The organism is Pectobacterium brasiliense (assembly GCF_016950255.1).
Lineage (GTDB): Bacteria > Pseudomonadota > Gammaproteobacteria > Enterobacterales > Enterobacteriaceae > Pectobacterium > Pectobacterium brasiliense.
Genome location: NZ_JACGFN010000003.1, coordinates 101,972 through 127,782, shown reverse-complemented (window position 1 = coordinate 127,782; position 25,811 = coordinate 101,972). Strand labels below are relative to the sequence as shown.

16 protein-coding genes are annotated in these 25,811 nt (G+C 55.4%); 4 read left to right on the top strand and 12 right to left on the bottom strand.

Features of this window, described 5'->3' with window-relative positions:
* Nucleotides 1-109 precede the first annotated feature (109 nt).
* Both acrD and bioH read right to left on the bottom strand, forming a co-directional pair.
* Complete coding sequence (gene acrD / locus H4F65_RS19850; RefSeq protein WP_010277834.1) at nucleotides 110-3,226, bottom strand: multidrug efflux RND transporter permease AcrD; 3,117 nt, start codon at nucleotides 3,224-3,226, stop codon at nucleotides 110-112.
* A 181-nt stretch (nucleotides 3,227-3,407) separates the two neighbouring features.
* Entirely contained in the window at nucleotides 3,408-4,175 is a 768-nt protein-coding gene (bioH, locus tag H4F65_RS19845) for a pimeloyl-ACP methyl ester esterase BioH (protein ID WP_010277837.1), read from the bottom strand.
* Nucleotides 4,176-4,258: 83 nt separating this feature from the next.
* Between bioH and gntX the strand changes: the two genes are divergently transcribed.
* Together gntX and nfuA are read left to right on the top strand one after the other, a co-directional pair.
* The gene (gene gntX / locus H4F65_RS19840; RefSeq protein ID WP_010277841.1) at nucleotides 4,259-4,960 is read left to right on the top strand and encodes a DNA utilization protein GntX; all 702 of its coding nucleotides are present in this window, start codon (nucleotides 4,259-4,261) and stop codon (nucleotides 4,958-4,960) included.
* A gap of 60 nt (nucleotides 4,961-5,020) precedes the next feature.
* On the top strand, nucleotides 5,021-5,596 hold the full coding sequence (gene nfuA, locus H4F65_RS19835; protein ID WP_010277845.1) for a Fe-S biogenesis protein NfuA: 576 nt from the start codon (nucleotides 5,021-5,023) through the stop codon (nucleotides 5,594-5,596).
* A gap of 69 nt (nucleotides 5,597-5,665) precedes the next feature.
* Here nfuA and malQ read toward each other — a convergent pair whose 3' ends face one another.
* The 5 genes from malQ to glpE form a co-directional block, all read right to left on the bottom strand.
* Nucleotides 5,666-7,750 carry a 4-alpha-glucanotransferase gene (gene malQ / locus H4F65_RS19830; protein ID WP_010277848.1) on the bottom strand — a complete coding sequence of 695 codons (2,085 nt, stop codon included), beginning with the start codon at nucleotides 7,748-7,750 and terminating at the stop codon, nucleotides 5,666-5,668.
* Between the two features lie 12 nt (nucleotides 7,751-7,762).
* Nucleotides 7,763-10,285 carry a maltodextrin phosphorylase gene (gene malP / locus H4F65_RS19825; RefSeq protein ID WP_010277850.1) on the bottom strand — a complete coding sequence of 841 codons (2,523 nt, stop codon included), beginning with the start codon at nucleotides 10,283-10,285 and terminating at the stop codon, nucleotides 7,763-7,765.
* 42 nt (nucleotides 10,286-10,327) lie between these two features.
* On the bottom strand, nucleotides 10,328-11,086 hold the full coding sequence (locus tag H4F65_RS19820) for a DeoR/GlpR family transcriptional regulator (protein ID WP_010277854.1): 759 nt from the start codon (nucleotides 11,084-11,086) through the stop codon (nucleotides 10,328-10,330).
* 24 nt (nucleotides 11,087-11,110) lie between these two features.
* Nucleotides 11,111-11,944, bottom strand: coding sequence for a rhomboid family intramembrane serine protease GlpG (gene glpG / locus H4F65_RS19815; RefSeq protein ID WP_014916895.1), 834 nt, complete (start codon nucleotides 11,942-11,944; stop codon nucleotides 11,111-11,113).
* A gap of 68 nt (nucleotides 11,945-12,012) precedes the next feature.
* A complete protein-coding gene (glpE, locus tag H4F65_RS19810; RefSeq protein ID WP_010277860.1) occupies nucleotides 12,013-12,336 on the bottom strand; it encodes a thiosulfate sulfurtransferase GlpE in 324 nt (107 codons plus the stop codon).
* A gap of 320 nt (nucleotides 12,337-12,656) precedes the next feature.
* Here glpE and glpD point away from each other — a divergent pair, with 320 nt between their 5' ends.
* Nucleotides 12,657-14,156 carry a glycerol-3-phosphate dehydrogenase gene (gene glpD, locus H4F65_RS19805; RefSeq protein ID WP_010277863.1) on the top strand — a complete coding sequence of 500 codons (1,500 nt, stop codon included), beginning with the start codon at nucleotides 12,657-12,659 and terminating at the stop codon, nucleotides 14,154-14,156.
* An 89-nt stretch (nucleotides 14,157-14,245) separates the two neighbouring features.
* On the opposite strand, the gene glgP is transcribed toward glpD, so the two are convergent.
* The 5 genes from glgP to glgB all read right to left on the bottom strand — a co-directional run bounded on the left by glgP (nucleotide 14,246) and on the right by glgB (nucleotide 23,704).
* Nucleotides 14,246-16,693, bottom strand: coding sequence for a glycogen phosphorylase (gene glgP, locus H4F65_RS19800; RefSeq protein ID WP_010277865.1), 2,448 nt, complete (start codon nucleotides 16,691-16,693; stop codon nucleotides 14,246-14,248).
* Between the two features lie 75 nt (nucleotides 16,694-16,768).
* A complete protein-coding gene (gene glgA, locus H4F65_RS19795; protein WP_010277868.1) occupies nucleotides 16,769-18,208 on the bottom strand; it encodes a glycogen synthase GlgA in 1,440 nt (479 codons plus the stop codon).
* A 28-nt stretch (nucleotides 18,209-18,236) separates the two neighbouring features.
* Nucleotides 18,237-19,514, bottom strand: coding sequence for a glucose-1-phosphate adenylyltransferase (gene glgC, locus H4F65_RS19790; protein ID WP_010277871.1), 1,278 nt, complete (start codon nucleotides 19,512-19,514; stop codon nucleotides 18,237-18,239).
* Between the two features lie 35 nt (nucleotides 19,515-19,549).
* Nucleotides 19,550-21,526, bottom strand: a complete 1,977-nt coding sequence (glgX, locus tag H4F65_RS19785; RefSeq protein WP_010277875.1) for a glycogen debranching protein GlgX — start codon at nucleotides 21,524-21,526, stop codon at nucleotides 19,550-19,552.
* Nucleotides 21,527-23,704, bottom strand: coding sequence for a 1,4-alpha-glucan branching enzyme (gene glgB / locus H4F65_RS19780; RefSeq protein WP_010277878.1), 2,178 nt, complete (start codon nucleotides 23,702-23,704; stop codon nucleotides 21,527-21,529).
* 386 nt (nucleotides 23,705-24,090) lie between these two features.
* Here glgB and H4F65_RS19775 point away from each other — a divergent pair, with 386 nt between their 5' ends.
* Nucleotides 24,091-25,809: a sensor histidine kinase gene (locus H4F65_RS19775; RefSeq protein WP_010277881.1), complete on the top strand. Its 1,719-nt coding sequence runs from the start codon at nucleotides 24,091-24,093 to the stop codon at nucleotides 25,807-25,809.
* Nucleotides 25,810-25,811: the final 2 nt, after the last annotated feature.

Sequence of the window (25,811 nt, the reverse complement as noted above, 5' to 3'; positions counted from 1 at the left end):
TTCAGCGTGAAGAAATGAACAGTTCGGACTAAATAGTGTTGTTTATGGACACCCAGCAAACCACCATTGACGAATGCCATCAGGTCGTCAGGAAATGTCGACTATTACCCTACTCCGGTGCTTTCTCCTTTAACGGAAAGCGGCGGCGTACGACGACAAAGAACAGCGGCACGAAGAAAATGGCGAGGAAGGTAGCAGCCAGCATCCCGCCTATCACGCCCGTTCCCACCGCATGCTGGCTGGCCGAGCCTGCACCGCTGCTGGTCGCCATCGGTAAGACACCGAAAATAAACGCCAGTGACGTCATCAAGATCGGCCGCAGCCGCTGGCGGGAAGCCTCCAGCGTGGCCTCAACCAAATCCTTCCCTTTCTGGTTCATCTCGTTGGCGAATTCCACTATCAGGATGGCGTTCTTCGCCGATAGCCCGACCACCGTCAGTAGCCCAACCTGAAAATAGACATCGTTTTCCAGACCGCGCGCCAAGGTTGCCACCAGCGCCCCCAACACGCCCATCGGCACCACCAGCATGACGGAGAACGGCACCGTCCAGCTTTCATAGAGCGCGGCCAGACACAGGAACACCACCAGCAGCGAAATGGCATACAGCGCCGGTGCCTGCACCCCGCTCAATCGCTCCTGCAACGACATACCCGTCCACTGTAATCCAAAGCCTTCCGGCAATTGCGCCACCAGCGATTCCATGACATTCATCGCCGTGCCGGTACTGACGCCCGGCGTCGCCTCGCCGACAATCTCCAGCGAGGAATAGCCGTTGTAACGTTCAAGGCGCGGCGAGCCGGTTTCCCAGGCGGTTTGCGCAAATGCGCTGAATGGCACCATGCCGCCGCTGTTGTTGCGCACATACCATTTGCTGACATCGTCCGGCAGCATGCGGAACTTCGCCGCCGCCTGAACGTAGACTTTCTTCACCCGGCCACGGTCAAGGAAGTCATTCACATAGGTAGAACCCCACCCCGTTTTCAGCGTGCTGTTAATGTCATCCACCGATACGCCCAGCGACTGTGCTTTACGCTGATCGATATGAATGCGCAACTGCGCGCTATCATCCAGACCGTTGTGGCGCACGCGCGTCAGTTCGGGGTTGCTATCAGCCATATTTAACAGCTGATCCCGCGCCGCCATCAACGCATCGTGTCCCAGTCCCGCGCGATCTTGTAACCGCATGGCGAAACCGGCGGCGCTACCTAACCCGTTAATTGACGGCGGGCTACTGGCGAACACCCGCGCTTCCTTAATAGAACGAAAGGCTTTGGTTGCGCGTTCGATCACCGCAAACGAACTGCTCTCCGGCGTGGTGCGTTCACCCCAGTCTTTAAGACGTACAAACAGCCGCGCTACGTTCTGCCCATTTCCGCCCGGCCCTGAGCCAATGGTGGAAAACACGGACGTCACATTGTCTTTTTCCTGCGTGAGATAATACTGCTCGATCTTGTTGACCACCTGTAAGGTCTGCTGCTGCGTCGAGCCCGGCGGGAGCTGCACTTGTGTCGTGAACACACCGCGATCTTCCTGCGGCAGAAATGAGGTCGGTAGCCGGAAGAACAGGAAGGCCATAATCCCGATGATGCCCATATACAGCAGCAGCCAGCGCCCGCTGCTGATCAATATCTTGCCGACACCACGCTCATACTTCAGCGACGTACGGGTAAAGCTGCGGTTAAACCAACCGAAGAATCCTTTACGGCCGTGATGTTGGCCTTTAGCAAGCGGCTTGAGCAGCGTCGCGCACAGCGCGGGCGTCAGCGTCATCGCCACCAGCACAGACAGAATCATTGAGGTCACAATCGTGATGGAGAATTGGCGGTAAATCGCTCCCGTCGTGCCGCCAAAGAAGGCCATCGGCACAAATACGGCGGACAGCACCAGCGCGATCCCGACCAACGCCCCTTGCACCTGCCCCATCGATTTTCGCGTCGCCTCACGTGGTGAGAGCCCTTCCTCGCTCATCACACGCTCTACGTTTTCCACCACCACAATGGCATCGTCGACCAACAGACCAATCGCCAGCACCATCGCGAACATCGTCAGCGTATTCAGGCTAAAGCCGAAGGCATACAGCACGGCAAACGTGCCGAGCAATACCACCGGCACCGCAATAGTAGGAATCAGCGTGGCGCGGAAATTCTGCAGGAACAGGTACATAACCAGAAAGACCAGCAGCACCGCTTCGAACAGAGTTTTCACCACATCGGTGATAGAGGCTTTAACAAAAGGGGAGGTTTCGAAAGCGATTTTGGCTTCCAGCCCGTGCGGGAAGTACTGCGACAGCTCCTCGATACGTTCTCTGACCCGCTTATCGGTTTCCAGCTCATTCGCACCGGACGCCAGCGTCACTCCCAGACCAGAGGCGGACTGGCCGTTGAAACGACTGAGAAAATCATAGCGTTCCGCGCCCAGTTCGACTTCTGCAACGTTAGCTAACGTCACGGCGGAACCATCCTGCTTGACGCGCAGCGTGATATCGCGAAACTGCTGCGGCGTCTCTAACAGCGACTGCGCGTTGATTGTCGCATTAAGCACCTGATTATCCACAGATGGCACGCCGCCGACCTGCCCTACCGAGACCTGACTGTTCTGCGATTCAATCGCCCGCACTACGTCGCTGGTGGTCAACGCATAATCCATCAGTTTGGCCGGATCCAGCCAGATGCGCATCGCATACTGCGATCCATACGCAGAAACCTCGCCCACCCCGCTGATACGGCTAATCGGTTCCTGAATATTCGTCGCGACATAATCGGCGATATCCTGCTTGTCCATGCTGCCATCGGTAGAAACAAACGCGACCATCAGAATATTGGTATCGCCGGTTTTACTCACGGTGACGCCCTGCTGCTGGACGTCCTGCGGCAGCTTGCGGATAGCGGATTGAAGCTGGTTTTGCACCTGCTGGCGAGCTTCATCGGGGTCGGTGCCGGCCTCAAAGGTCAGCATGACTCTGGCTTGCCCAGTGTTGCTGCTGTCCGAGGACATGTACATCAGGTTATCCAGCCCGGTCATGCTCTGCTCAATAACCTGTGTGACGGTATTTTCCAGCGTCTGCGCCGACGCGCCGGGGTAGCTCGCCGTGATCCGCACGCTGGGCGGAGCCAGATCGGGATACTGTTCCAGCGGCAATGACTTGATCGCCAACATACCGCAAAGGCTGAGAAGGATAGCCAGCACCCACGCAAAAATGGGACGGTCGACAAAAAAGTTCGCCATCTCTCCAACACTCCTCAGCCATATTTTAACGTGGCTGCTTCACGAGCAGCCTATTTATAATCGTTCGAAATCGGATTCATTCAACCCAGAGACCCCCTGCGCACAGGGTGCCGAATTACCTTAACTGTCGATGTCGGCTAAATCGTGGAGAAATTGAGGAGAAAATGTAAATTATCGTCGGCTACGCCTGCGCGAACGCGATCACCTGCTCGGTAAAGGCATCAGGGTGCGAGATAAACGGCGCATGCGCGGCCTTTGGAATGACGACTGAGGTTGAGTTCGGCCACTGGTCATCCAGCAATCCGGCAACCTTACGCGGCACCAGCCCGTCTAACGCACCATAGAGCCGCAGGAATGGCACGGCCAAGTCGGCTAACGGCTGGCGTAAATCCGCTTCGCGCAAAATGGCCAGCCCGCCGTTTAATACCTCGACTGACGGCATCGGCTGTTCCAGCACCACGCTTTTTAACAGTCGGGCATCCTGCCGTGCGTTCTCCGTTCCCAGCGTTTGCAGCGCCAGAAACCGCTCGACCGTACGTTGGAAATCTTCGCTAAGCTGCTGCTGGAATCCCTGCAAGACGTCCGGCTTGATGCCCGGCCAGCCGTCCTGCGCGCTGAAACAAGGGGATGACGCCACGGTAATCAGCTTGTCCACCCGCGCAGGGGCGCTCAACGCAATCTGGCTGGCCACCAATCCGCCCAGCGACCACCCTAGCCAGACGGCGTGTTCCGGCGCCTGCGCCAGCACGATGTTCGCCATGTCACTCAGCGGCATCGGCCCAAATCCCTGACTTCTGCCATAGCCCGGCAGATCGACTAAATGCAGACGAAAATGCGGGGCGAGTCGCGCAATCATGCTTTGCCATACCTGCGCATTCAATCCCCACCCGTGCAGCAACACAAGATCCGTATTTCCTGCACCTTCAGTCTGCCAATACAACGCTGTCATCAGTTATCTTCCTTCCTCAGGAAACCCCTTCACGCTTGCATGGGGTCAATGTATTTCAGGGAAAACGATCGTTAAGGAAAACAATGTTAACCATCTCCGCACGCTGCTGGCTATGCTTATTGCCGCTTCATCACAGCCAGCAGGGAATTTGCTCGTACTGCCAGCGCCATTTGCCGCGTTTGCCCCTCTGCTGCCCGCGCTGTGGCTTACCCTCAACCGATACAACACATCAGTGCGGACGCTGCCTGCAAAACCCGCCGCCCTGGCAATCAATAACGTTTATCAGCGACTACGTGCCGCCATTCAACACGCTGCTTAAGCATCTTAAGTTTCACGGTAAAACCGAGCTGGCAGCGGTGCTCGCCCGACAGCTGTTGCTACGCTGGCAGATGACCTACCGCGAGCGAAAGCTCTCCGGGCGGATTCCCCTGTTTCGTCCTGACCGTCTGTTCACCGTTCCCCTGCACCGGAACCGCCAGTGGCGACGTGGCTTCAACCAGACCGAGCTGCTCGCCCGGCCTCTCGCCCGCTGGCTGAACTGTGCTTACGAGCCACGCGAATTGCAGCGCACCCGGCGCACGCCGCTACAGCAAACGCTCAGCGCCAGCGCACGACGGAGAAATCTGCGGGGTGCATTTTCCTGTGATGTCTCGCTGTCCGGGCAGCAGGTGGTTTTACTGGATGATGTGGTTACGACGGGCAGTACCGCCGCCGAAATCAGCAGGCTGCTACTGGCTCAAGGTGCAGCGGGCGTTCAGGTCTGGTGTTTGTGCCGAACCTTGTAGTTGGGGGGAGGATGGGCGTATTATAACCGATAAGTGCAGTCAACTATCGAGCTTACTCTTATGATCCGTATTACCGATGCTGCTCAGGAGCATTTCCTGAAACTGTTGGCAAAACAGGAAGAAGGCACACAGATTCGCGTATTTGTTATCAATCCAGGTACGCCAAACGCCGAGTGTGGCGTGTCGTATTGCCCGCCGGATGCCGTAGAAGCCAGCGATACCGTACTGAAGTTTGAAAAGATTTCTGCTTACGTGGACGAACTCAGCGCACCTTATCTGGAAGACGCTGAAATCGACTTCGTGACCGACCAGTTAGGTTCTCAACTGACGCTGAAAGCACCGAATGCCAAAATGCGTAAAGTGGACGACAACGCCCCGCTGATGGAACGTGTGGAGTATGTGCTGCAATCGCAGATCAACCCACAGCTGGCTGGCCACGGCGGCCGTGTGACGCTGATGGAAATTACCGATGACGGTCTGGCGATTCTGCAATTTGGCGGCGGCTGCAACGGTTGTTCTATGGTTGACGTCACGCTGAAAGAAGGGATTGAGAAGGAGCTGCTGCAAACCTTCCCTGAGCTGAAAGGCGTGAGAGATCTCACCGAACACCAGCGCGGCGAGCACTCCTACTACTAATCCTCTCCCCTGCTGATTTCTCTTTGCTTTTCCTCCCCGACTCAGGGGAGGAAGAGTATTATTCTACTGTTAGGCTTTCTGCGCTTTCATCGGCGCGCCACGACGCAAATCCATATCCCGAACCAGTCTTTCCAGGCAGCGGTCAGCGAAGATCGACTCCAGCGGACGCGTGAGCTTGCGCCGCCAGTTGGGGTATTCACGATTGGTACCCGGCACATTAACCGGCGTCGCCATGTCCAGCCAGTCTTCCAGTTGGAACCCCACCAGCGCGCTGGCGCTGTCAGCGACATAGCGATGAACGCCACGGCTTAGCGGTGCGCCCATCGTTGTCAGCGCCGAGTTGCGACCAACCCGCTGCGGCAATAGTCCGAATTCGTGCAATGCGTTGAGCAGCCCCTGTTTCGCTTTCTCACGCTGCAGCATTTGTTCTTGCAGTAGCGCTTCTGTTGGGTACAGACCCAATTCCCGCCCCAACGATAAATCCACGGTTTGCCAGTAGCCGCGCAGCGTCGGGAGATCGTGCGTGGTGATCGTTGTCATGGCCTGACGCGGGTAATCTTCCGGTGCGCGGAAGTGGTTTTCCTCGTCCTTTTCAAAGAACAGCACTTTGTAAGAATAGATACCGTAGTCGTGCAGCTTGCTGACAATGTCCGGCGGCACCGTGCCTAAATCCTCACCGATAATCAGGCAGCGATGACGCTGGCTTTCCAACGCGAGTACCGCCAGCAGATCGTCGACCGGATAATACACGTAAGCCCCGTTGCCCGCCGACTCCGCCTTGGGTATCCACCACAGGCGCAAGAGCGCCATCACGTGATCGATACGCAATGCACCACAGTGCGCCATGTTGCTGCGCAGGACGTCGATAAAAGGCTGATAGCCACGAAGCTGCAGCATAGTAGGATTCACAGGTGCAAGCTGCCAGTCTTGTCCCTGCGGCCCCAGAGGATCCGGCGGTGCACCGATAGAGGCATCAAGGCAATAGAGCTGCCGTTCGTCCCAGGTTTCCGCGCCACCCTTTGCAACGCCAACGGCTAAATCGCGATACAGACCGAGCGGCAGACCAAGCTGTTTACTGTGCGCGTAGCACTCCGCAAGCTGCTCATGCGCCACCCATTGCAGCCAGCTGTAAAACGTAATCTCATCGCTGTTTTCACGGCGGAATGACTTCACGGTTTCACTGTGTACGTCATGGTAGCTGGCAGGCCATTGGTGCCAGTCCGCGTAATTCTCGCCCTGCTTTTTCAGGTAAGCCTGCAATGCATCAAACGTCGCCTGAAGTTGCAGGCTCTGCCCACCGCTCACGACAAACTGGCGAAAGGCGCTAATGCGCGGATCCAGCGCACTGCGCGTCGTAAAGTAGCGGAAAGCCAGCCGTAAAGCGGTCAGCTTAAGGGCCGTCACCGGTTCATAATCGACCCAGCGCCCCGCCCGCAGCGCAGACACCGCGCTTTGCGTATCCTCACGGTGCCACCATGCCTGCGCTTCACTGCTCTGCTGGAAATCATCGATCCGATTCACATCGATATAAATAATGTTCAGCCAGTGCCGAGAGGAAGGACTGTAAGGGCTTGCAGCTTCTGGCAGTGCGGGATACAGCGAATGCAGCGGATTCAGCCCGACAAAGGCACCGCCACGTCGGGCAATCTGTTCTACCAGTTGGCGCAGATCGCCAAAATCCCCGACGCCCCAGTTGTTCTGCGATCGCAAGGTATACAGCTGGACGGTCACGCCCCACCAGCGTTTTCCCTGTAGTAAGGATTCGGGTTCATAGCAGCGGTGCGGGGCAACAATAATCCGACAGCTCCAGCGCTGGTCGGCCTGCGTCAGCGTCAGGTAGTGGTAACCCAGCGGCAGCACACCCGGCAGCGCCAGCGTTGAGCCGCCCGTTATCTGTCCTTGAATTTGACCGCCGTTTTCATACATCAGCGTCCAGAGGAATTCACCGTGACCAGCAAGCTCGATGACCGCATCCCGGCCTTGCAAAAAGACCCGAACAGGCGGCAAGGGTGCATTATCGCTATCAGAAACGTCCATCATGGCCTGAATCTGGTTTCTGATTGCGGCCGCAACAATGTGCTCTTTGCCATACGCATCGGTATAGCTTTCCGCGATGCCTGTCTGCTGGCTTGCCAGTTTATCCACCTTGAACACCCTCTCCTTTTCCTAACGATGCGCCTGCCAAATGCGCGTCTGGTAATCATGAATCGCCCGATCCGAACTGAACATCCCCATTCTGGCGGTATTCAGCACACAGCGGCGCGTCCATTCATCCGGCTCACGGTAAAGCGCATCAACACGCTGCTGCACCTCACAATACGGTGCAAAATCGGCCATTAACATATAGGGATCGCCCAGCTTCAGCAGGCTATCCAACAGCGGGGCAAACGCATTTTTATCCCCCTGACTGAATGCACCGCTCGCTAGTTCGTTCAGTACTTCACGCAGCAGCGGTGTCACAGCAAGGTAGTCAGACGGCTCATAGCCCTGCGCCTGTAGCGCTTTTACCTGTTCGACGGTGTGACCGAAAATGAACAGATTGTCTGCACCAACCTGCTGCGCCATTTCCACATTCGCCCCGTCCAGCGTGCCGACGGTCAGCGCGCCGTTCAGCGCCAGCTTCATATTGCCCGTGCCGGACGCCTCTTTACCTGCCGTTGAAATCTGTTCAGACACATCTGCGGCAGGAATCATCCGTTCGGCCAGCGAGACGCGATAGTCCGGCGGGAAGACGACCTTCAGGCAATCGTTAACGCGGCGATCCTGATTAATGACCGCAGCGACCCGATTAATGGCATAAATGATGTTTTTTGCTAATACATAGCCCGGTGCCGCTTTGGCACCGAACAAAAAGACGTGCGGCACTATATCCAGATGCGGATTGTCACGCAATTGACGATATAGCGCGAGGATATGCAGCAGATTCAAATGCTGGCGTTTGTATTCATGCAATCGCTTGATTTGCACATCAAACAACGCGTGCGGATCGATCACGATGTCGTACTGCTGGCGGAGATAAGTCGCCAGCTGCGTTTTATTATCGGCTTTGATTTGTCGATAACGCTCACGAAAGCCAGCATCGTCAGCATAGGGCTCTAGCCCTTGCAGCGCGGGCAAGTCATTCACCCACGGCGTGTGCAGCGTGTCGTCGATCAGCGTGGACAGCGCCGGATTACACTGCTTTAGCCAGCGGCGTGGCGTAATGCCGTTGGTGACGTTATGGAATTTGGTCGGCCACAGCTGGTGATATTCCGGGAACAGATCTTTCACCACCAGTTCCGAGTGCAGCGCCGCCACGCCATTGACCGCGAAGCAGCTGACAACGCACAGGTTTGCCATGCGAATCTGGCGCTGGTGGCGAATCGCGAGTTTCGCCCATACCTGCCGATCGCCAGGCCATTGCTGTTCGACCTGCGCCTTAAACTGCGTATCGATTTGCCGAATGATAGACAGGTGGCGCGGAAGCAGGCGGCCAAACAGCCGTTCATCCCAGCGCTCAAGCGCTTCCGGCATCAGCGTGTGGTTGGTATAGGCAAAAGTGCGTCCGGTTATCGACCAGGCTTCCTCCCACGGTATCTGATGCTCATCCATCAGCAGCCGCATCAGTTCAGGGATCGCCAGCGTCGGGTGAGTATCATTAAGCTGGATGACTTCATAATCCGGCAGCGTGGACAGCGCGCGTCCCGCCTTAAGATGCCGGCGCAGAATGTCGGCCACCGAACAGGCACAGTGGAAGTATTGCTGCATCAGGCGCAGACGTTTGCCCGCCGCGTGATTGTCATTCGGATACAGCACGCTGGTCAGACTGGCGGCGGAAATCCCCGCCTGTGCCGCACGCAGATAGTGCCCTTCGTTGAATAGCGTCAAATCAAACGGCGCGCGATGCGTCGCACGCCACAAACGCAGCGGTTGCGCCGCACCGTTGTGATAGCCAATCACTGGCAGATCGCAGGCTTCACCTCTGAAAACGGTATCCGGCAACCAGCGCAAGGTGCCGTCAGTTTGAGGTTGCAGACGCCCGCCAAACCCGACATCCACCGCCAGCTCCGCGCGCGGTAAAAACCACGGATAGGTATCGCGCTGCCAGTCATCGGCCGTTTCCTGCTGCTTTTCCTGCGCAAAATGCTGCCGGAACAGGCCGTATTGGTAGTTGAGGCCGTAACCCGTTGCAGGCTGCCCCACCGTTGCCATCGAATCCAGAAAGCAGGACGCCAGCCGACCTAATCCGCCGTTGCCTAAACCCGGATCGGTTTCCTGCTCCAGAATGTCGCTCAGGTTCAGCCCCTGCTCAGCCAGCACGGCAGCTACCGCGTCATACCAGCCCAGATTCAGCAGGTTGTTGCCCGTCAGACGACCGGGCAGAAACTCCATCGACAGGTAGTTCACATGGCGCTGAGGCGTATTGGCAGCAGGAGACGTTGGCGAAGCGGAGTGCATCAGCAGTTGTTCAGACAGTGCAAGGCTGACGGCGCGCCAGCACTGCACTGGCGTCATCGCTTTCAGGGACGCGACGCCACCGAGCCGCTGTTGGCGGCGCAGCGCGGCGGTAAATTCTGAGGCATCAAAGGCGATAGCAGGATGGGTGGAGGAAACGGGCTGCGTTAAAGCCTCTGGCTTTTTTGCAGCCGCTGAACGTTTTGACGATCCGGATACTTTTGCAGAACCCGACTTTCTTGAAGAATCTGACATCGTGCCTCCTCCTTTGTCCATCATGGAAAAGGCACATCGGGTTCAACACAACTCCAACTGTACCTTATGTTGTTCAATGATTTTCAGTACGCTGGGCGGTGGTGACTGATCGGTAAAAAGATAGTCTATCAAATCCATGTTACCCAAATTCACCATCGCATTACGACCAAACTTGGAATGGTCGGTCACCAGCATGACGCAGCGAGAATTTTCAATAATCGCCCGTTTTGTGCGCACTTCATGGTAATCAAACTCCAGTAATGACCCATCCATGTCAATACCGCTGATGCCCAAAATGCCGAAATCCAGGCGGAACTGAGAGATAAAATCCAGCGTCGCCTCACCCATGATACCGCCATCGCGGGTACGCACTTCGCCACCGGCCAAGATCAGGCGAAAATCCTCTTTTGCCGTCAGCAGCGTGGCTACATTCAGGTTATTGGTGACGACGCGCAGATCCTTATGCTGCATCAGCGCATAGGCTACCGCTTCCGGCGTGGTACCGATATCGATAAACAAGGTAGCGCCGTCTGGAATTTGGCTCGCCACCCGACGGGCAATACGCGCTTTTTCATCCGACCACATCATTTTACGGTCATGGTAGGCCGTGTTAACCGAGCTGGACGGCAATGCCGCACCGCCGTGGTGGCGATGGATTTTATTCTGCTCGGCCAGATCGTTCAGATCGCGACGAATGGTCTGCGGGCTCACCGCAAAATGCTCCACTAGCTCTTCAGTACTGACATAGCCCTGCTGGCGCACCAGCTCAATAATGGCGTCATGCCGTTGTGTCTGCTTCACATTTATCCCCTAAGACGCCCCGATTTACCGAGGGTTTGTTTTATTATACGTGTCCCAAAAGGCCATCAATAGCCCAACAACCAGACCGGCCACATGCGCCGCATTCGCGATCGACATGCCTAAAATATCGAAATATCCGGCGACCAGCCACAGTAAAGCGAAGGCCATCAAACTGCGCGGCATGGATAAATAACCGTCAGGCTCTCGTTCCCCTCGCAGCCAGACATAGCCCATCAGGGCATAAACCACGCCAGACAGGCCACCAAAATGGGTGCCGCTAAACCAGGACTGCGCCCAACCGCTCACCAGCGCGGAAACCAGCGTGATGACCAGCAACTTTCCGGTTCCCAGCACTTTTTCAACCGGGCCGCCCAGATACCACCACCACATGAGATTGAACAAAATGTGCAGCAGGGAAAAGTGCAACAAAACATGACTGAACCAGCGCCACACCTCTATCTGTTGCCCCTCAGCCGGGAATGCCAGCCATACCATCACGCTCTCATAGCCCGAGATTTGCATCAGGATGAACACCGCGATCGTCACGACCATCAGGGAGAGCGTCAGCGGGCCTGCTTTTTGTTTCAGCGTTTGCAGGTAAGAGTAGCGTTGGTATTGAATACCGGTATCCATCGATCCCGTTTGCCAACTGGCCGCCAGATAGCGCGGGTTTGTCGGATCGCGCAGAAAAATCTCCAGTTCACCCTGAACCTTGCTCAGTTGGCTTTCATCCTCCAGCCACAGTTCAGCTTCATGCCCCTGAGGCCGCATTTCCAGATGGACCTGCTGTGTACGCATGTAATCAACAAATGCCTGAGCCAGACGCGGGTTGGAGAGAGCAATAACGCGAATCATCATAGCGGGGAGCGCCAGTGGGTAGGTTGAGTTAGGAACATGATAATAAAGGTTCTTTAATCGTCATGCGATCAGGCTTGCGCCTGCGTGTCTTGCGGGTAGCGGTTTTGCCAGGCCTCAAAGCCACCATCGATACTGTACACCGAATCAAACCCCAGGCTAATCAGGTACTGTGCAGCGTTGCGGCTGCTGATGCCGTGGTAGCAAATCACCATGACCGGTGCTTCGAGGTCAGCGCCGCGCACGAAATCAGACAGCGTCTCGTTCGTCAGGTGCGTCGCGCCGGGAACATGGGCTGCGGCAAAGCTCTGTGGATCGCGAATATCAACAACAACGCCCCCTTCCTGCCAGCGGGAATGGGCTTGATCAATACTGATAGCTTCAAATTGTTCCATCGAAAGTGACAACCTTGTTAATAATGGACAGGATGTTAGTAACAACTGGCGTCATTGTAACCCGCCTTCAACGGCATAAAACCCATATGATTATAAGGTTATTTATAAAAACAGTGCTTCACTAATGTGGAGAGTGACGGCAAAACGGCACAATTCCAGCCCGATATCCCTTCTTTTAATGTGACAACTATCATCATATTGTTAGGTTCGTCACGCATAAATGTTTTTATTTGGTTAACCGTTGGCTGATTTGTTTGTTTTCGATTATTATAATGCTCGAAAACGAACATTTTGATTTATTCGAGGGTGGAGGAAGAAACGTGGAAACCAAAGATCTAATCGTTATCGGCGGCGGAATTAACGGTGCAGGCATCGCCGCAGATGCGGCTGGGCGAGGGTTATCAGTCCTGTTGTTGGAAGCGCAGGATCTTGCCTGTGCCACGTCCTCCGCCAGTTCCAAGCTAATTCACGGTGGCCTGCGTTACCTTGAGCACTATGAGTTTCGTTTGGTGAGCGAAGCGCTGTCTGAGCGCGAAACGCTGCTGAAAATGGCCCCGCACATTATTTTCCCTATGCGCTTTCGTTTGCCCCACCAGCCGCACCTGCGTCCGGCCTGGATGATTCGTATCGGCCTGTTCATGTACGACAACATCGGCAAACGCGTCAGCCTGCCTGCCAGTAAAGGACTGAAATTCGGCGCAGATTCTGTGCTTAAGCCTGAATTGAAGCAGGGCTTTGAATATTCTGACTGCTGGGTGGACGATGCACGTCTGGTGGTGTTAAACGCGCAGGAAGTGACAAAACGCGGCGGAGAAGTCCGTACCCGCACCAAAGTAACCCGCGCTCGCCGTGAACAAGGCGTATGGATTGTCGATGCGGTTGACTCACTGACTGGCGAAACCTTCACCTGGCGCGCCAAAGGTCTGGTGAACGCGACGGGCCCGTGGGTAAAAGAATTCTTTGATGACGGCCTGCAACTGAAATCGCCTTACGGTATCCGTTTGATCAAAGGCAGCCACATCGTGGTGCCAAAAGTGCACAACCAACCGCAGGCGTATATTCTGCAAAACAAAGATCACCGTATTGTGTTCGTGATCCCGTGGCAGGATGACTACTCAATCATCGGCACGACCGACGTGGAGTACAAAGGCAATCCGCACGATGTGAAGATCGATGACAACGAAGTCGCCTACCTGCTGGACGTGTATAACGACCATTTCAAACAGCAGCTTACGCGTGACGATATCGTCTGGACCTACTCTGGCGTGCGTCCGCTGTGTGATGACGAGTCCGATTCTCCGCAGGCGATTACCCGTGACTACACGCTGTCGGTCGATGATGATAACGGTCAGGCTCCACTGCTTTCCGTGTTTGGCGGCAAGCTGACGACATACCGTAAGCTGGCAGAGCACGCGCTGGACAAGCTGCACAAATACTACCCGCAAGCGGGTAAAGCCTGGACGAAAGGTGCGGTACTGCCGGGTGGTGATATCGCCGGCACGCGTGATGACTACGCCGCCGCGCTGCGTCGCCGCTTCAATCTGCCTGAATCACTGACGCGCCGTTACAGCCGCACCTACGGTTCAAACAGCGAACTGATTCTGGCAAACGTGAAAGGCCTCAGCGACCTGGGTGAAGATTTCGGTCATGACCTGTATGAAGCGGAACTGCGCTATCTGGTCGAAAAAGAATGGGCCGTTATGCTTGATGACGTCATCTGGCGTCGCACCAAACTGGGTATGCGTTTCGATGATGCACAGAAACAACGCATCAGCGACTGGCTGGCAAACCATTACCAGCAGATAGCAAAAGCGGGTTAATCAGCGGTTATCACCAGCGCCTTTTCGTACAAACACAAAAGCGCCGTAGGTTTTTGCCTACGGCGCTTTTTCATATCATCAACGCGTCATCACAACCGTATCGGTTTAATATTCCAGATATCTTCTGCGTATTCACCGATGGTGCGGTCGGACGAAAAATAGCCCATGCTGGCAATATTCTGGACGGCACAGCGCGCCCATTCGTCCTTTTTCGCATACAGCTCATCCACCCGATCCTGCGTATCCACATAGCTGCGATAGTCAGCCAAGAGCTGGTAGTAATCGCCAAAATTCACCAGTGAATCAAACAGATCGCTGTAGCGTCGGCTATCATCAGGGCTAAAGACACCCGTGGTGATTTGCGTCAGCACGCGGTGCAATTCTTCATCCTGATCGTAATATTGCCGTGGGTTGTAGCCGTTCTGACGCAGCGCTTCAACCTGATCGGCCGTGTTGCCGAAGATGAACATATTCTCTTCACCAATATGTTCCAGCATTTCAACATTCGCCCCATCCAGCGTGCCAATCGTCAGCGCACCATTCAGGGCAAACTTCATATTACTGGTTCCGGATGCTTCCGTGCCCGCCAGCGAGATCTGTTCAGAGAGATCCGCTGCTGGGATGATCACCTGTGCCAGACTCACGCTGTAGTTCGGGATGAAGACCACTTTCAGCCGATCGTGCAAGGTCGGATCGTTGTTGATCACCTTCGCGACATCGTTGATCAAGTTAATAATGTGCTTCGCCATGTAATAGGCTGATGCGGCTTTGCCCGCAAAAATGACGACACGCGGTACACGCTCGACCTCCGGGTCATCCTTAATGCGGTTATAGAGTGTGATGACGTGCAGCACGTTCAGCAGCTGCCGCTTGTATTCGTGAATACGCTTAATCTGCACATCAAACAGCGATTCCGGGTTAACCACAATATTCAGGTTTTCCGCCATATAGGTCGCTAAACGCACTTTGTTCTTCAGCTTCACCTTGCTTATTTTCTGCACAAATGCCGGATAATCGATGTGCTGCTTCAGCTCGCTCAATTGGCTCAGATCGGTACGCCAAGTCTGCCCAATGGTGTCATCCAGCAGTTTGGAGAGCGACGGGTTAGCCAGTGCCAACCAGCGCCGCGGCGTCACACCGTTGGTTTTATTACAGAACCGATTAGGGAAGAGACGGGCGAAATCAGCAAACAGAGACTGCACCATCAGATCCGAATGCAGCTCCGATACGCCGTTCACCTTATGGCTGGCAACGACAGCCAGCCACGCCATGCGTATTTTACGCCCGTTGTTTTCATCAATGATGGAAACCCGCGCCAACAGTTCGTTGTCATCGGGGACTTCTTTCTGGACGTACTCCAGAAAATGTTCGTTAATTTCGAAAATCAATTGCAGATGGCGCGGCAGGATTTTACCCAGCATATCAACCGGCCAGGTTTCCAGCGCTTCCTGCATCAGCGTGTGGTTGGTGTAGGAGAAGACTTTCCTCACCACGGTCCACGCCTCTATCCATTTGAATTTATGCTCATCGATCAGCAAACGCATCAGCTCAGGGATAGCCAGCACCGGATGCGTATCGTTCAAGTGAATGGCGAACTTCTCCGCCAAATTGGCGTACGTTTTATGCATCATCCAGTGGCGATTGAGAATGTCCTGCACCGTGGCGGAAACCAGGAAGTATTCCTGACGCAAACGCAGCTCGCGGCCTGAATAGGTCGAATCATCGGGATATAGCACGCGCGACACGTTTTCCGAGTGGTTTTTATCTTCTACCGCCGCAAAATAGTCGCCCTGATTGAATTTACCCAGATTGATTTCGTTACTGGCCTGAGCCCCCCACAGGCGCAGTGTATTGGTGGCATCGGTATCAAAACCGGGAATGATTTGGTCATAGGCGCACGCAATAACTTCTTCCGTTTCCAGCCAGCGCATTTTGCTGCCTTCCTGCTGGATTCGGCCACCGAAGCGCACTTTGTAGCGCGTGCTGTGACGCGGGAATTCCCACGCATTACCGTATTCCAGCCAGTAGTCCGGCGATTCCGCTTGCTTGCCGTTAACAATATTCTGTTTGAACATACCGTATTCGTAGCGAATACCGTAGCCGCGCCCCGGCAGCGCCATCGTCGCCAGTGAATCAAGGAAACAGGCAGCCAGACGCCCCAGGCCGCCGTTCCCTAAGCCGGGATCGTTTTCTTCCTGTAGCAGATCGTCCAGTTCCAGCCCCATGCCATCCAGCGCGGCCTTCAGATCGTCATACAGCCCCATCGCCAGCAGCGCGTTCGACAACGTCCGCCCCAGCAAAAATTCCATCGACAGGTAATAGACCTGCCGCACATCCTGCGAAAGCTGTGCCCGATTCGAGCGCAGCCAGCGCTCCACCATCCGGTCACGCACGGCCAGCAGCGTGGCGTTCAGCCAGTCATGTTTATTCGCAATGGAGGGATCTTTCCCCACGCTAAACATGAGCTTGTAAGCAATAGAGTGTTTCAGCGCTTCCACACTGAGCGTTGGTGAAGTATAGATAAACGGCGAGTTCATAATATTCATTCCCAAGTGAGTGTTACCCTACCCTGTCGTTTTCAGATTGCACGAGGATGACGCGCAGCGCGAAAACTAGTGGGTATACAAGCGTTGATAGAGCGCACCATAAGCCTGAGCAGAAACCTGCCAACCAAAATCCATCGCCATCGCCTGACGCTGCACATAGCGCCATAGCGTGGGTCGGGACCACAACACAAACACACGACGAATCGCGCGGGATAGCGATCCCACACTGCAATCGTTAAAGACGAACCCGCTTGCCAGCCCATCCGCCAGATTCTCCAGCGAACAGTCCGATACCGTATCCGCCAGCCCGCCGGTTCGGCGCACCAGCGGCAACGTGCCATATTTCAGGCCGTAGAGCTGCGTTAGCCCGCAAGGCTCAAATCGGCTCGGCACCATGATGACATCCGCGCCGCCAATAATGCGGTGTGAGAAGGACTCGTGATAGCCAATCTGTACGCCAACCTGGCCGTGATATTCCGCCGCCGCCGCCAGAAAGCCCTCCTGTAAATCCGCATCCCCTGCGCCCAGCACCACCAGTTGTCCGCCCTGTTCCAGCAGGTCCGGCACCGCGCTTAGCGCGATATCGAGCCCCTTCTGACTGGTCAGGCGGCTGACGATGGCAAAAACCGGGGCTTTGTCGTCCACCTTCAAGCCCATCGCCGTTTGCAGATGCCGCTTGTTTGCGGCTTTGTCCGCTAAAGCATCTCGGGAGTAATGGCTGGTGAGTAAAGGATCGTGCGCCGGATTCCAAATCGTTTCGTCTACGCCATTGAGGATGCCGGACAGCCGTCCTTCTTCTTCGCGCGTTTTCAGCAAACCTTCCATACCGTAGCCATAAGCCGGCAGCGTAATCTCGTGCGCGTAGGTTGGGCTGACGGTCGTAATATGGTCAGCGTAGTACAATCCCGCTTTGAGGTAGGAAATCTGGCCGTAAAACTCCAGCCCGTACACCTGAAAGAATTCACTCGGCAGGTGGAGATTCGGCATATGCCGGGCATCAAACAGCCCCTGATAGGCCAGATTGTGAACGGTAAAGACCGATTTCGCCGGACGGTTGCGCGCCGCCAGATAAGCGCAGGTGAGCCCTGCGTGCCAGTCATGAGCATGCACAACATCAGGCAGCCAGTAGCGATCCAGCCCGCATGCCATTTCACATCCCATCCACCCCAGCAGTGCAAACCTCAGGTAGTTGTCGGCATACGCATAAAGCGCCGGGTCATGATAAGGGCTGCCCGCGCGTTCATACAGCTCAGGCACATCAATCAAATAAATACCGACGCCGTTAAAATGACCGAACAGCAGCGTGACGTGTCCAGCGAAGGTATCCAGCTCACGCACAACCTGTAGGTTGGCGATGCCTTTTTTCAGATCGGGGAAGGCAGGCAGGATGACACGGGCATCCATCCCCGCCGCAATCTGCGCGCCGGGCAACGCACCAGCCACATCCGCCAGTCCACCGGTTTTCAATAGTGGAAAGAGCTCCGAACAAACATGTAAGACCCGCATTATTACTCCCGTTTTGTTCCGATGGTGTTTACAGCTTTTCCAACATTGATCGCGTGACCAGCACGATCCCCTCTTCCGAACGGTAAAAACGGCGGCTATCCTCTTCCGCGTTTTCACCAATCACCATGCCTTCCGGCAAGTGGCAGGCGCGATCGACCACACAACGGCGTAAACGGCAGGAGCGCCCCACGTTGACATCCGGCAGGATCACCGTCGAATCGATACTGCAAAACGAATTCACCCGCACGCGCGGGAACAGCACGGAATGCGTGACAACAGAACCGGAGACGATGCAGCCCCCAGATACCAGCGAGTTCATCGTCATGCCGTGACTGCCGGAACGATCCTGAACAAATTTGGCGGGCGGCAGCGATTCAATCGCGGAACGAATCGGCCAGTGCCGATCGTATACATCCAGCTCCGGCGTGACGGACGCCAAGTCGAGATTGGCGCGCCAGTAGGCTTCCAGCGTGCCGACATCCCGCCAATACTGGTGTTCATCTTCGCCAGACGTGACGCACGACAGCGTAAAAGGATGCGCCCAGGCCAGACGCTGCGAGACAATCTTCGGAATCAAGTCCTGCCCAAAGTCGTGGGCAGAATCCGTCGCGCTACGATCCGTTTCCAGTAATTGATAAAGATAGTCCGCATTAAAAACATAGATCCCCATGCTCGCGAGCGCCATATCGGGGTTATCCGGCATCGGCGTCGGGTTATCCGGTTTTTCGGCAAAATCGAGGATGCGATGCTGCTTGTCCACGCTCATGACGCCAAAGGCGCTGGCCTCTTCTATCGGTACGGGCAGGCAGGCGACGGTACATTCCGCGCCCTTCTCCACGTGATCGATGAGCATACGCGAGTAGTCCATCTTGTAGATGTGATCGCCCGCGAGGATCACCACATACTCCGCACTGTAGCGCCGAATAATGTCGAGATTCTGACAAACCGCGTCTGCCGTTCCCCGATACCAGTGATCGGTCGAATGGCGCTGCTGCGCAGGAAGTAAATCAACAAACTCGTTCATTTCCGCGTTCAAAAATGACCAGCCGCGCTGAATGTGCTGCACCAGCGTATGCGACTGATATTGCGTAATCACGCCAATACGGCGGATACCGGAATTCAGGCAGTTAGAGAGCGCGAAATCAATAATGCGAAATTTGCCGCCAAAATGGACGGCGGGCTTGGCACGTAATGCCGTCAACCCTTTCAGTCGCGTTCCACGGCCTCCGGCCAAAATTAATGCCACGGATTTCAAAGGGAGCTGTCTTGCCAACATCAGAGGGTCATGCTTGTCGTTATTCACCATGGCTATCTCCTGATTATTCTTTTAATGGCTTGCGCTTAGGTGGTCTGTTTTATCAAGACGCCTACCGCCTGCGCTTGTCCGTGCCAAATTCCACCTTCAGGCGGATTCGTCTCATCAAACGGCGGTGAAACCTGCCAGTGGCCTTCTGGCAACATGAACGCACCGGCATGCAGGCTGGCGTTAAACAGCACGAGCCAACGATCGGAAAGTAAAATCTGTAGCTGGTGCTCTCCTTGCTCCCACTGCTGCGGCGTCAAAGGCTGCCCTTCTCGGTTCAGCCACTGCACCGCGCCATCCCCTTCTTGCCACCACGTTTCCTGCTGTAATGCCGGAATCGTGCGGCGTAACTGAATCAATCCGGCGACAAACTCGCGCAGTGTGCGATCCGCGTTTTCCCAGTGCAGCCAGGTCAATTCGTTATCCTGACAGTAGGCGTTATTGTTGCCCTGCTGGCTGTGTCCCAGCTCATCGCCCGCCAGCAACATCGGCGTTCCCTGCGACAGAATCAGCGTTGTCAGCAGCGCCTTCTGGCTGGCCAGCCGGCGTTGGAGAATGTCGTCGTCCGCTTCCAGCCCTTCCGTACCGTGGTTATTGCTGAAGTTGCTGCCTGTGCCGTCGCGGTTGCCCTCGCCGTTGGCGTCATTGTGCTTGTGGTTAAAACTCACCAGGTCGCGCAGCGTAAAGCCGTCATGGGCCGTCAGTTTGTTGATGGAGGCGTAGGGCAGGCGGTCGCGCTGCTGGAAGATGTCACTGGAGGCAGCAAAGCGGCGGGCGAATGCGCCAAGAGAAATGTCGCCATGCAGCCAAAATCGGCGCATGTCGTCACGGTAGCGGTCGCTCCACTCGGCAAACGGTATCGGGAATTGACCGAGCTGATAACCGCCATGTCCGATGTCCCACGGTTCGGCGATCAGCTTGCAGCCCTGTAAACGGCTGTCATTTTTCATGGCGGATAGCAGCGGCGCGGCAGCAGTAAAATCCGGGGTTCGTCCCAGCACCGTTGCCAGATCGAAGCGAAAACCGTCTACGTGGCAGACTTCGCGCCAGAAGCGCAGACAATCCATCACCCAATCAATCACCGCCGGATGATTCAGGCGCAGAACGTTGCCGCAGCCGGTCCAGTTATGGTATTCGCCGTTTTCAGTCAGCCAGTAGTAGCTGCGGTTGTCGATGCCGCGCTGGCACAGCGTGGGCCCTTCGACGTCCAGCTCGGCGCTGTGGTTAAACACCACATCCAGAATGACCTCGATGCCCGCGTGATGCAGCGCTTTCACCGCATCGCGAAATTCATTCAACGCATCGTCACCCGCCGCCAGACTGTTATCGACGGCAAACGGCAGCAGCACGTTATAGCCCCAGTAATTACGCAGCCCCAACTGCTGAAGCCGGGGTTCATCGGCATGCTGCTGCACCGGAAGCAGCTCCAGCGCCGTGATACCCAGCGACGTCAGATAATCAATCATCACCGGGTGGCCTAACGCCGCATAACTACCGCGAATGTCTTCAGGAATATCGGGATGCAGCTGCGTCAGCCCGCGGACATGCGCCTCATAAATCACCGTCTGATTCCAGGGCGTTTGCGGATGCTGGTCATCCTGCCAGTCGTAATCTTCCGCCGTGACCACGCACTTCGCCATGATATCAGCGCTATCACGCTCATCTCGCTGGTCAATCCCGCCTTGCAGACAAGCGTCATCCACTACCCAGCCATCAAGCTGGCGGGCGCACGGATCCAACAGCAGCTTATGCGGATTGAAACGCAACCCCTGCGACGGCTCGAATGGCCCATCGACCCGGAAACCGTAGCGTAGCCCCGGCTGCGCATCAGGGAGATAGCCATGCCAGATATCGCCGCTGCGCGCGGTCAATTCGATGCGCTGTTCCTGCTGGCGGTCAGCAAATATGCACAGCTCAACCCGCTCGGCATCCGCCGAAAACAGGGCGAAATTCACGCCCTGTCCATCAAAACTCGCCCCCAGCGGCGTCGGCTTGCCCGTCTGCAATTCCACCATTTACGCCTCCTTAACCAGATACAGCGTGGCAAGCGGCGGAATGGTCAGAACCAGAGAATGCTGGCGCTGGTGGCTAGCGTGCTCCTCGCTGTAAATTGTCCCGACATTACCCACATCGCTACCGTTGTAGTGAACCGAATCCGTGTTGAGCACTTCTCGCCAGCCGCCCGGCTGGTTGATGCCGATCCGATAGCCATAGCGCGGCACCGGCGTGAAGTTGCTGACCACCAGCACTTCATTGCCTTGCTCATCACGCCGGACAAAGGCAAAGACCGAGTTTTCCCGGTCATCCACCACCAGCCATTCAAAGCCCTGCGGCTGGAAATCCAGCTGATACAGCGGCGGCTGCTGGCGATAGCAGTGGTTAAGATCGCGCACCAGCTTCTGCACGCCGCGGTGCCAACCTTCCGGCTCATCCAGCAGGTGCCAGTCCAGACTGGCGTCGTGGTTCCACTCACGCCCTTGCGCAAATTCGCCGCCCATAAACAGCAACTTCTTGCCGGGATATGCCCACATAAAGCCGTAATACGCGCGTAAATTGGCAAATTTCTGCCAGACATCGCCGGGCATGCGATCCAGCAGCGAGCGCTTGCCGTGCACCACTTCATCGTGAGACAGCGGCAGCACGAAGTTCTCGCTATAGGCGTACAACATGCCGAATGTCAGCAAATCGTGATGGTATTTACGGTGAACCGGATCGTGCTGCATATAGGTCAATGTGTCGTGCATCCAGCCCATATTCCACTTGTAGTGAAATCCTAAGCCGTTGCAGTCCGGCGGCAGCGTGACGCCCGGATAATCGGTGGACTCTTCGGCCAGCGTGATCGCCGCGGGCGCGGCATGACCCAGCATGTGGTTGGTGTAGCGTAGAAACGCAATCGCTTCGAGGTTCTCTTTACCGCCGTAATGGTTCGGCACCCACTCGCCTTCACTGCGGCTGTAGTCGCGATAAATCATGGAAGCCACAGCGTCGACCCGCAGGCCGTCGATGCCATAGCGCTCCATCCAGAACAGCGCATTACCCGCCAGGTAGTTACGCACCTCATGGCGACCATAGTTATAAATCAGCGTGTTCCAGTCCTGATGATAGCCTTCGCGCGGATCGGCGTATTCATACAGCGCGGTGCCGTCAAACTGTGCCAGACCGTATTCATCGCCAGGAAAATGCCCCGGTACCCAGTCCAGCAGGACGTTGATACCCGCCTCGTGGAGCGCATCAACAAAGGCTCTGAACTCCGACGCGGTGCCGAAACGGCGCGTTGGCGCATACAGCCCCAGCGGCTGATAACCCCAGCTACCATCGAACGGGTGCTCGTTAATCGGCATCAGCTCCACATGTGTAAAGCCCATGTACTGCACATAATCAATCAGCTGATTCGCCAGTTCTTCATAGCTCAGCCAGAAATTATTATCCGTATGCCGCCGCCAGGAACCGAGGTGAACCTCATAAATGGAGATCGGTGAACGCAGACCGTTCGCCTCACGCCGGGCGTCGCTGGTCGGGACTTTCTCAGGCAGCGGTGTAATCAGCGAGGCGGTATCCGGGCGCATCTGCGCTTCAAACGCATACGGATCGGCCTTCAGCCGGACGCTGCCGTGGCTGTCGATCATTTCATATTTGTAGAGCTGCCCCGCTTTCACATCGGGCAAAAACAGTTCCCAAATACCGTTTTCCTGTCGCAGCCGCATCGGGTGACGTCGGCCATCCCAGAAGTTGAACTGTCCCACCACGGAAACGCGCTGAGCATTCGGTGCCCAGACGGCAAAACGCGTGCCTTCAACACCGTCCAGCGTTTCCAGATGTGCGCCTAGCCGCTCGTAAGGCCGCAGGTGGGTACCCTCAGCCAAAAGCCAAATGTCCATATCCTGCAACAGCGGACCAAAACGGTAAGGATCTTCAATGACCCAGGTTTCTTCACCCCAGGTCACGGCCAATTGATAACGGAAGGCATTTTTCCGGCGCGGCACCAGGCCACAAAAAAAACCGCGTTCGTCTACACGATCCAGCTCGACGATTTTTCGTCCATTGATGGCATCCACAACCCAAACTGACTGCGCATCCGGCAGTAGTGCCCGAACTTCAAGACCTTTGGAGGAGTGATGCATACCTAACAGCGAAAACGGATCGGCATAGTGCCCGGAAATAAGTGAATTAATCGCCTCAGAAAACGCTGACATGGTATCCATCCTCTGATTAACCATTTGAATTAAATAAATAAGTAATATAAAAATCGCATTACGTTGCGCTTATATTCCCCGTTACTTATTTTTAACAAAAATTCAATAAAAATAATGGGTTATTAGCTTGCTAATGAATAACGGCGACGTGTAAAAATAATGAATACTATGAAAGAGTTCTTGACCCACGCCCCCTAATTCAGCGTAGTCAAAGAACGGAGAAATATCAGAGAACGGATGAAATTTTTCCGTTTATATTTATATGAATAAGTTATGACACGGGATAATTAGCATCTTTTGTTTAAAGATCGATTCGTCCGCTAGCAAAAAGCAGTACAATTTGGCGATTATGTATGTTGTAAATTGTGTGTGAAGAGACCCCGCCCATGGTTAGCCAGGTTGATCTGATTCTTTCCCTGTTACAGCAGATGTGTGTTTATCTGGTTATCGCCTATCTGCTCAGTAAAACACCGCTGTTCATCCCACTGATGCAGGTCACCATTCGCCTGCCGCACAAGCTGGTTTGCTATCTGGTATTTTCCGTTTTTTGCATTATGGGAACCTATTTCGGCCTACATATAGATGATTCCATTGCCAACACCCGCGCAACGGGGGCGGTGCTCGGCGGTATGCTCGGCGGCCCTTCCGTTGGCTTTCTCGTCGGCTTAACGGGTGGATTACACCGCTATTCGATGGGCGGCATGACCGCACTGGCCTGCATGCTGTCGACGATTGCCGAAGGCCTGCTCGGTGGGCTGTTACACCGCTATCTGGCACGCCGCAACCGCATCGACCTGCTGTTTCAGCCCCTCGCCGTCGGCCTGACCGCGCTGGTCGCGGAGATACTGCAAATGGCGATTATCCTGCTGGTCGCCCGTCCGTTTGATAATGCGGTCGAACTGGTTCTAGATATCGCTCTACCGATGATGATCACCAACACCATCGGTGCCGCCATGTTCATGCGCATCCTGCTCGACAGACGCGCCATTTTTGAAAAATACACCTCCGCGTTTTCCGCCAAGGCGTTGCAAATCGCCGCCCGCGCCGAAGGGGCGCTGCGTCAGGGATTCAACCCGCAAAACAGTATGCGCGTTGCCCGTATTTTGTATGAAGAGTTGGGGGTGGGTGCCGTAGCCATTACCGATCGCGACAAACTGCTGGCCTTCATCGGACTGGGCGACGACCACCACAATGTCGGCGCGCCTATCACCTCATCACACACCCGTCGGGCGATAGACAACAATCAGGTGGTGTACGCCGACGGCAACGAGGTGTCTTATACCTGTTCGGTTTCATCACACTGCAAACTCGGTTCCACGCTGGTGATCCCACTGCGTGGCGAAGATCAGCGCGTTGTCGGCACGATCAAGCTTTATGAGCCCAAAAATAAGCTATTTTCCAGCATTAACCGCACGCTGGGGGAAGGGATCGCCCACCTGCTTTCCGCACAGATTCTGACAGGCCGCTTTGAACAGCAGAAACAGCTGCTGGCCCAGTCGGAAATCAAGCTGCTACATGCGCAGGTCAACCCGCACTTTCTGTTTAACGCGCTCAATACGCTGTCCGCGGTGATACGACGCAACCCCGATCACGCTCGCCAACTGGTACTGTCCCTATCGACGTTTTTCCGTAAAAATCTCAAGCGCAGCAACGATGAAGTGTCGCTTAATGACGAGCTGGAGCACGTTAACGCCTATCTCGAAATCGAAAAAGCGCGCTTTGCCGATCACCTGACCGTAGACATTTCGCTGCCGGAATCGCTGCGTGAGGCGCGTTTACCCGCGTTTTCCCTGCAACCGATTGTCGAAAATGCGATTAAGCACGGTATCTCTCAGATGATTGAAAACGGGCATATCCACATTAGCGGACGCCTGCACGCCAACACGCTGGAACTGTCCGTAGAAGATAACGCTGGTACCTATCAGCCCCGCAGCGGCGGCGATGGGTTAGGTATGAATCTGGTCGACCGTCGAATTAAGGCGCGCTACGGCAACCGCTATGGCATCACGGTAGTCAGCGAAGCGGATAAATTCACTCGGGTCGAAGTACGCGTCCCACTGATCTCACCCCGTAAGGTGCTAGAACAGCTGGATAGCGTGGCGTGACG

Coding starts and splice junctions, on each gene's coding strand:
- glgP (WP_010277865.1), bottom strand. CDS start 16,693: ATGAACTCGCCGTTTATCTATACTTCACCAACGCTCAGTGTGGAAGCG.
- glpG (WP_014916895.1), bottom strand. CDS start 11,944: ATGATGATTCGCGTTATTGCTCTCTCCAACCCGCGTCTGGCTCAGGCA.
- glgA (WP_010277868.1), bottom strand. CDS start 18,208: ATGCGGGTCTTACATGTTTGTTCGGAGCTCTTTCCACTATTGAAAACC.
- glgC (WP_010277871.1), bottom strand. CDS start 19,514: ATGGTGAATAACGACAAGCATGACCCTCTGATGTTGGCAAGACAGCTC.
- malP (WP_010277850.1), bottom strand. CDS start 10,285: ATGTCAGATTCTTCAAGAAAGTCGGGTTCTGCAAAAGTATCCGGATCG.
- bioH (WP_010277837.1), bottom strand. CDS start 4,175: ATGACAGCGTTGTATTGGCAGACTGAAGGTGCAGGAAATACGGATCTT.
- glpE (WP_010277860.1), bottom strand. CDS start 12,336: ATGGAACAATTTGAAGCTATCAGTATTGATCAAGCCCATTCCCGCTGG.
- nfuA (WP_010277845.1), top strand. CDS start 5,021: ATGATCCGTATTACCGATGCTGCTCAGGAGCATTTCCTGAAACTGTTG.
- H4F65_RS19775 (WP_010277881.1), top strand. CDS start 24,091: ATGGTTAGCCAGGTTGATCTGATTCTTTCCCTGTTACAGCAGATGTGT.
- glgB (WP_010277878.1), bottom strand. CDS start 23,704: ATGTCAGCGTTTTCTGAGGCGATTAATTCACTTATTTCCGGGCACTAT.
- acrD (WP_010277834.1), bottom strand. CDS start 3,226: ATGGCGAACTTTTTTGTCGACCGTCCCATTTTTGCGTGGGTGCTGGCT.
- glgX (WP_010277875.1), bottom strand. CDS start 21,526: ATGGTGGAATTGCAGACGGGCAAGCCGACGCCGCTGGGGGCGAGTTTT.
- gntX (WP_010277841.1), top strand. CDS start 4,259: ATGTTAACCATCTCCGCACGCTGCTGGCTATGCTTATTGCCGCTTCAT.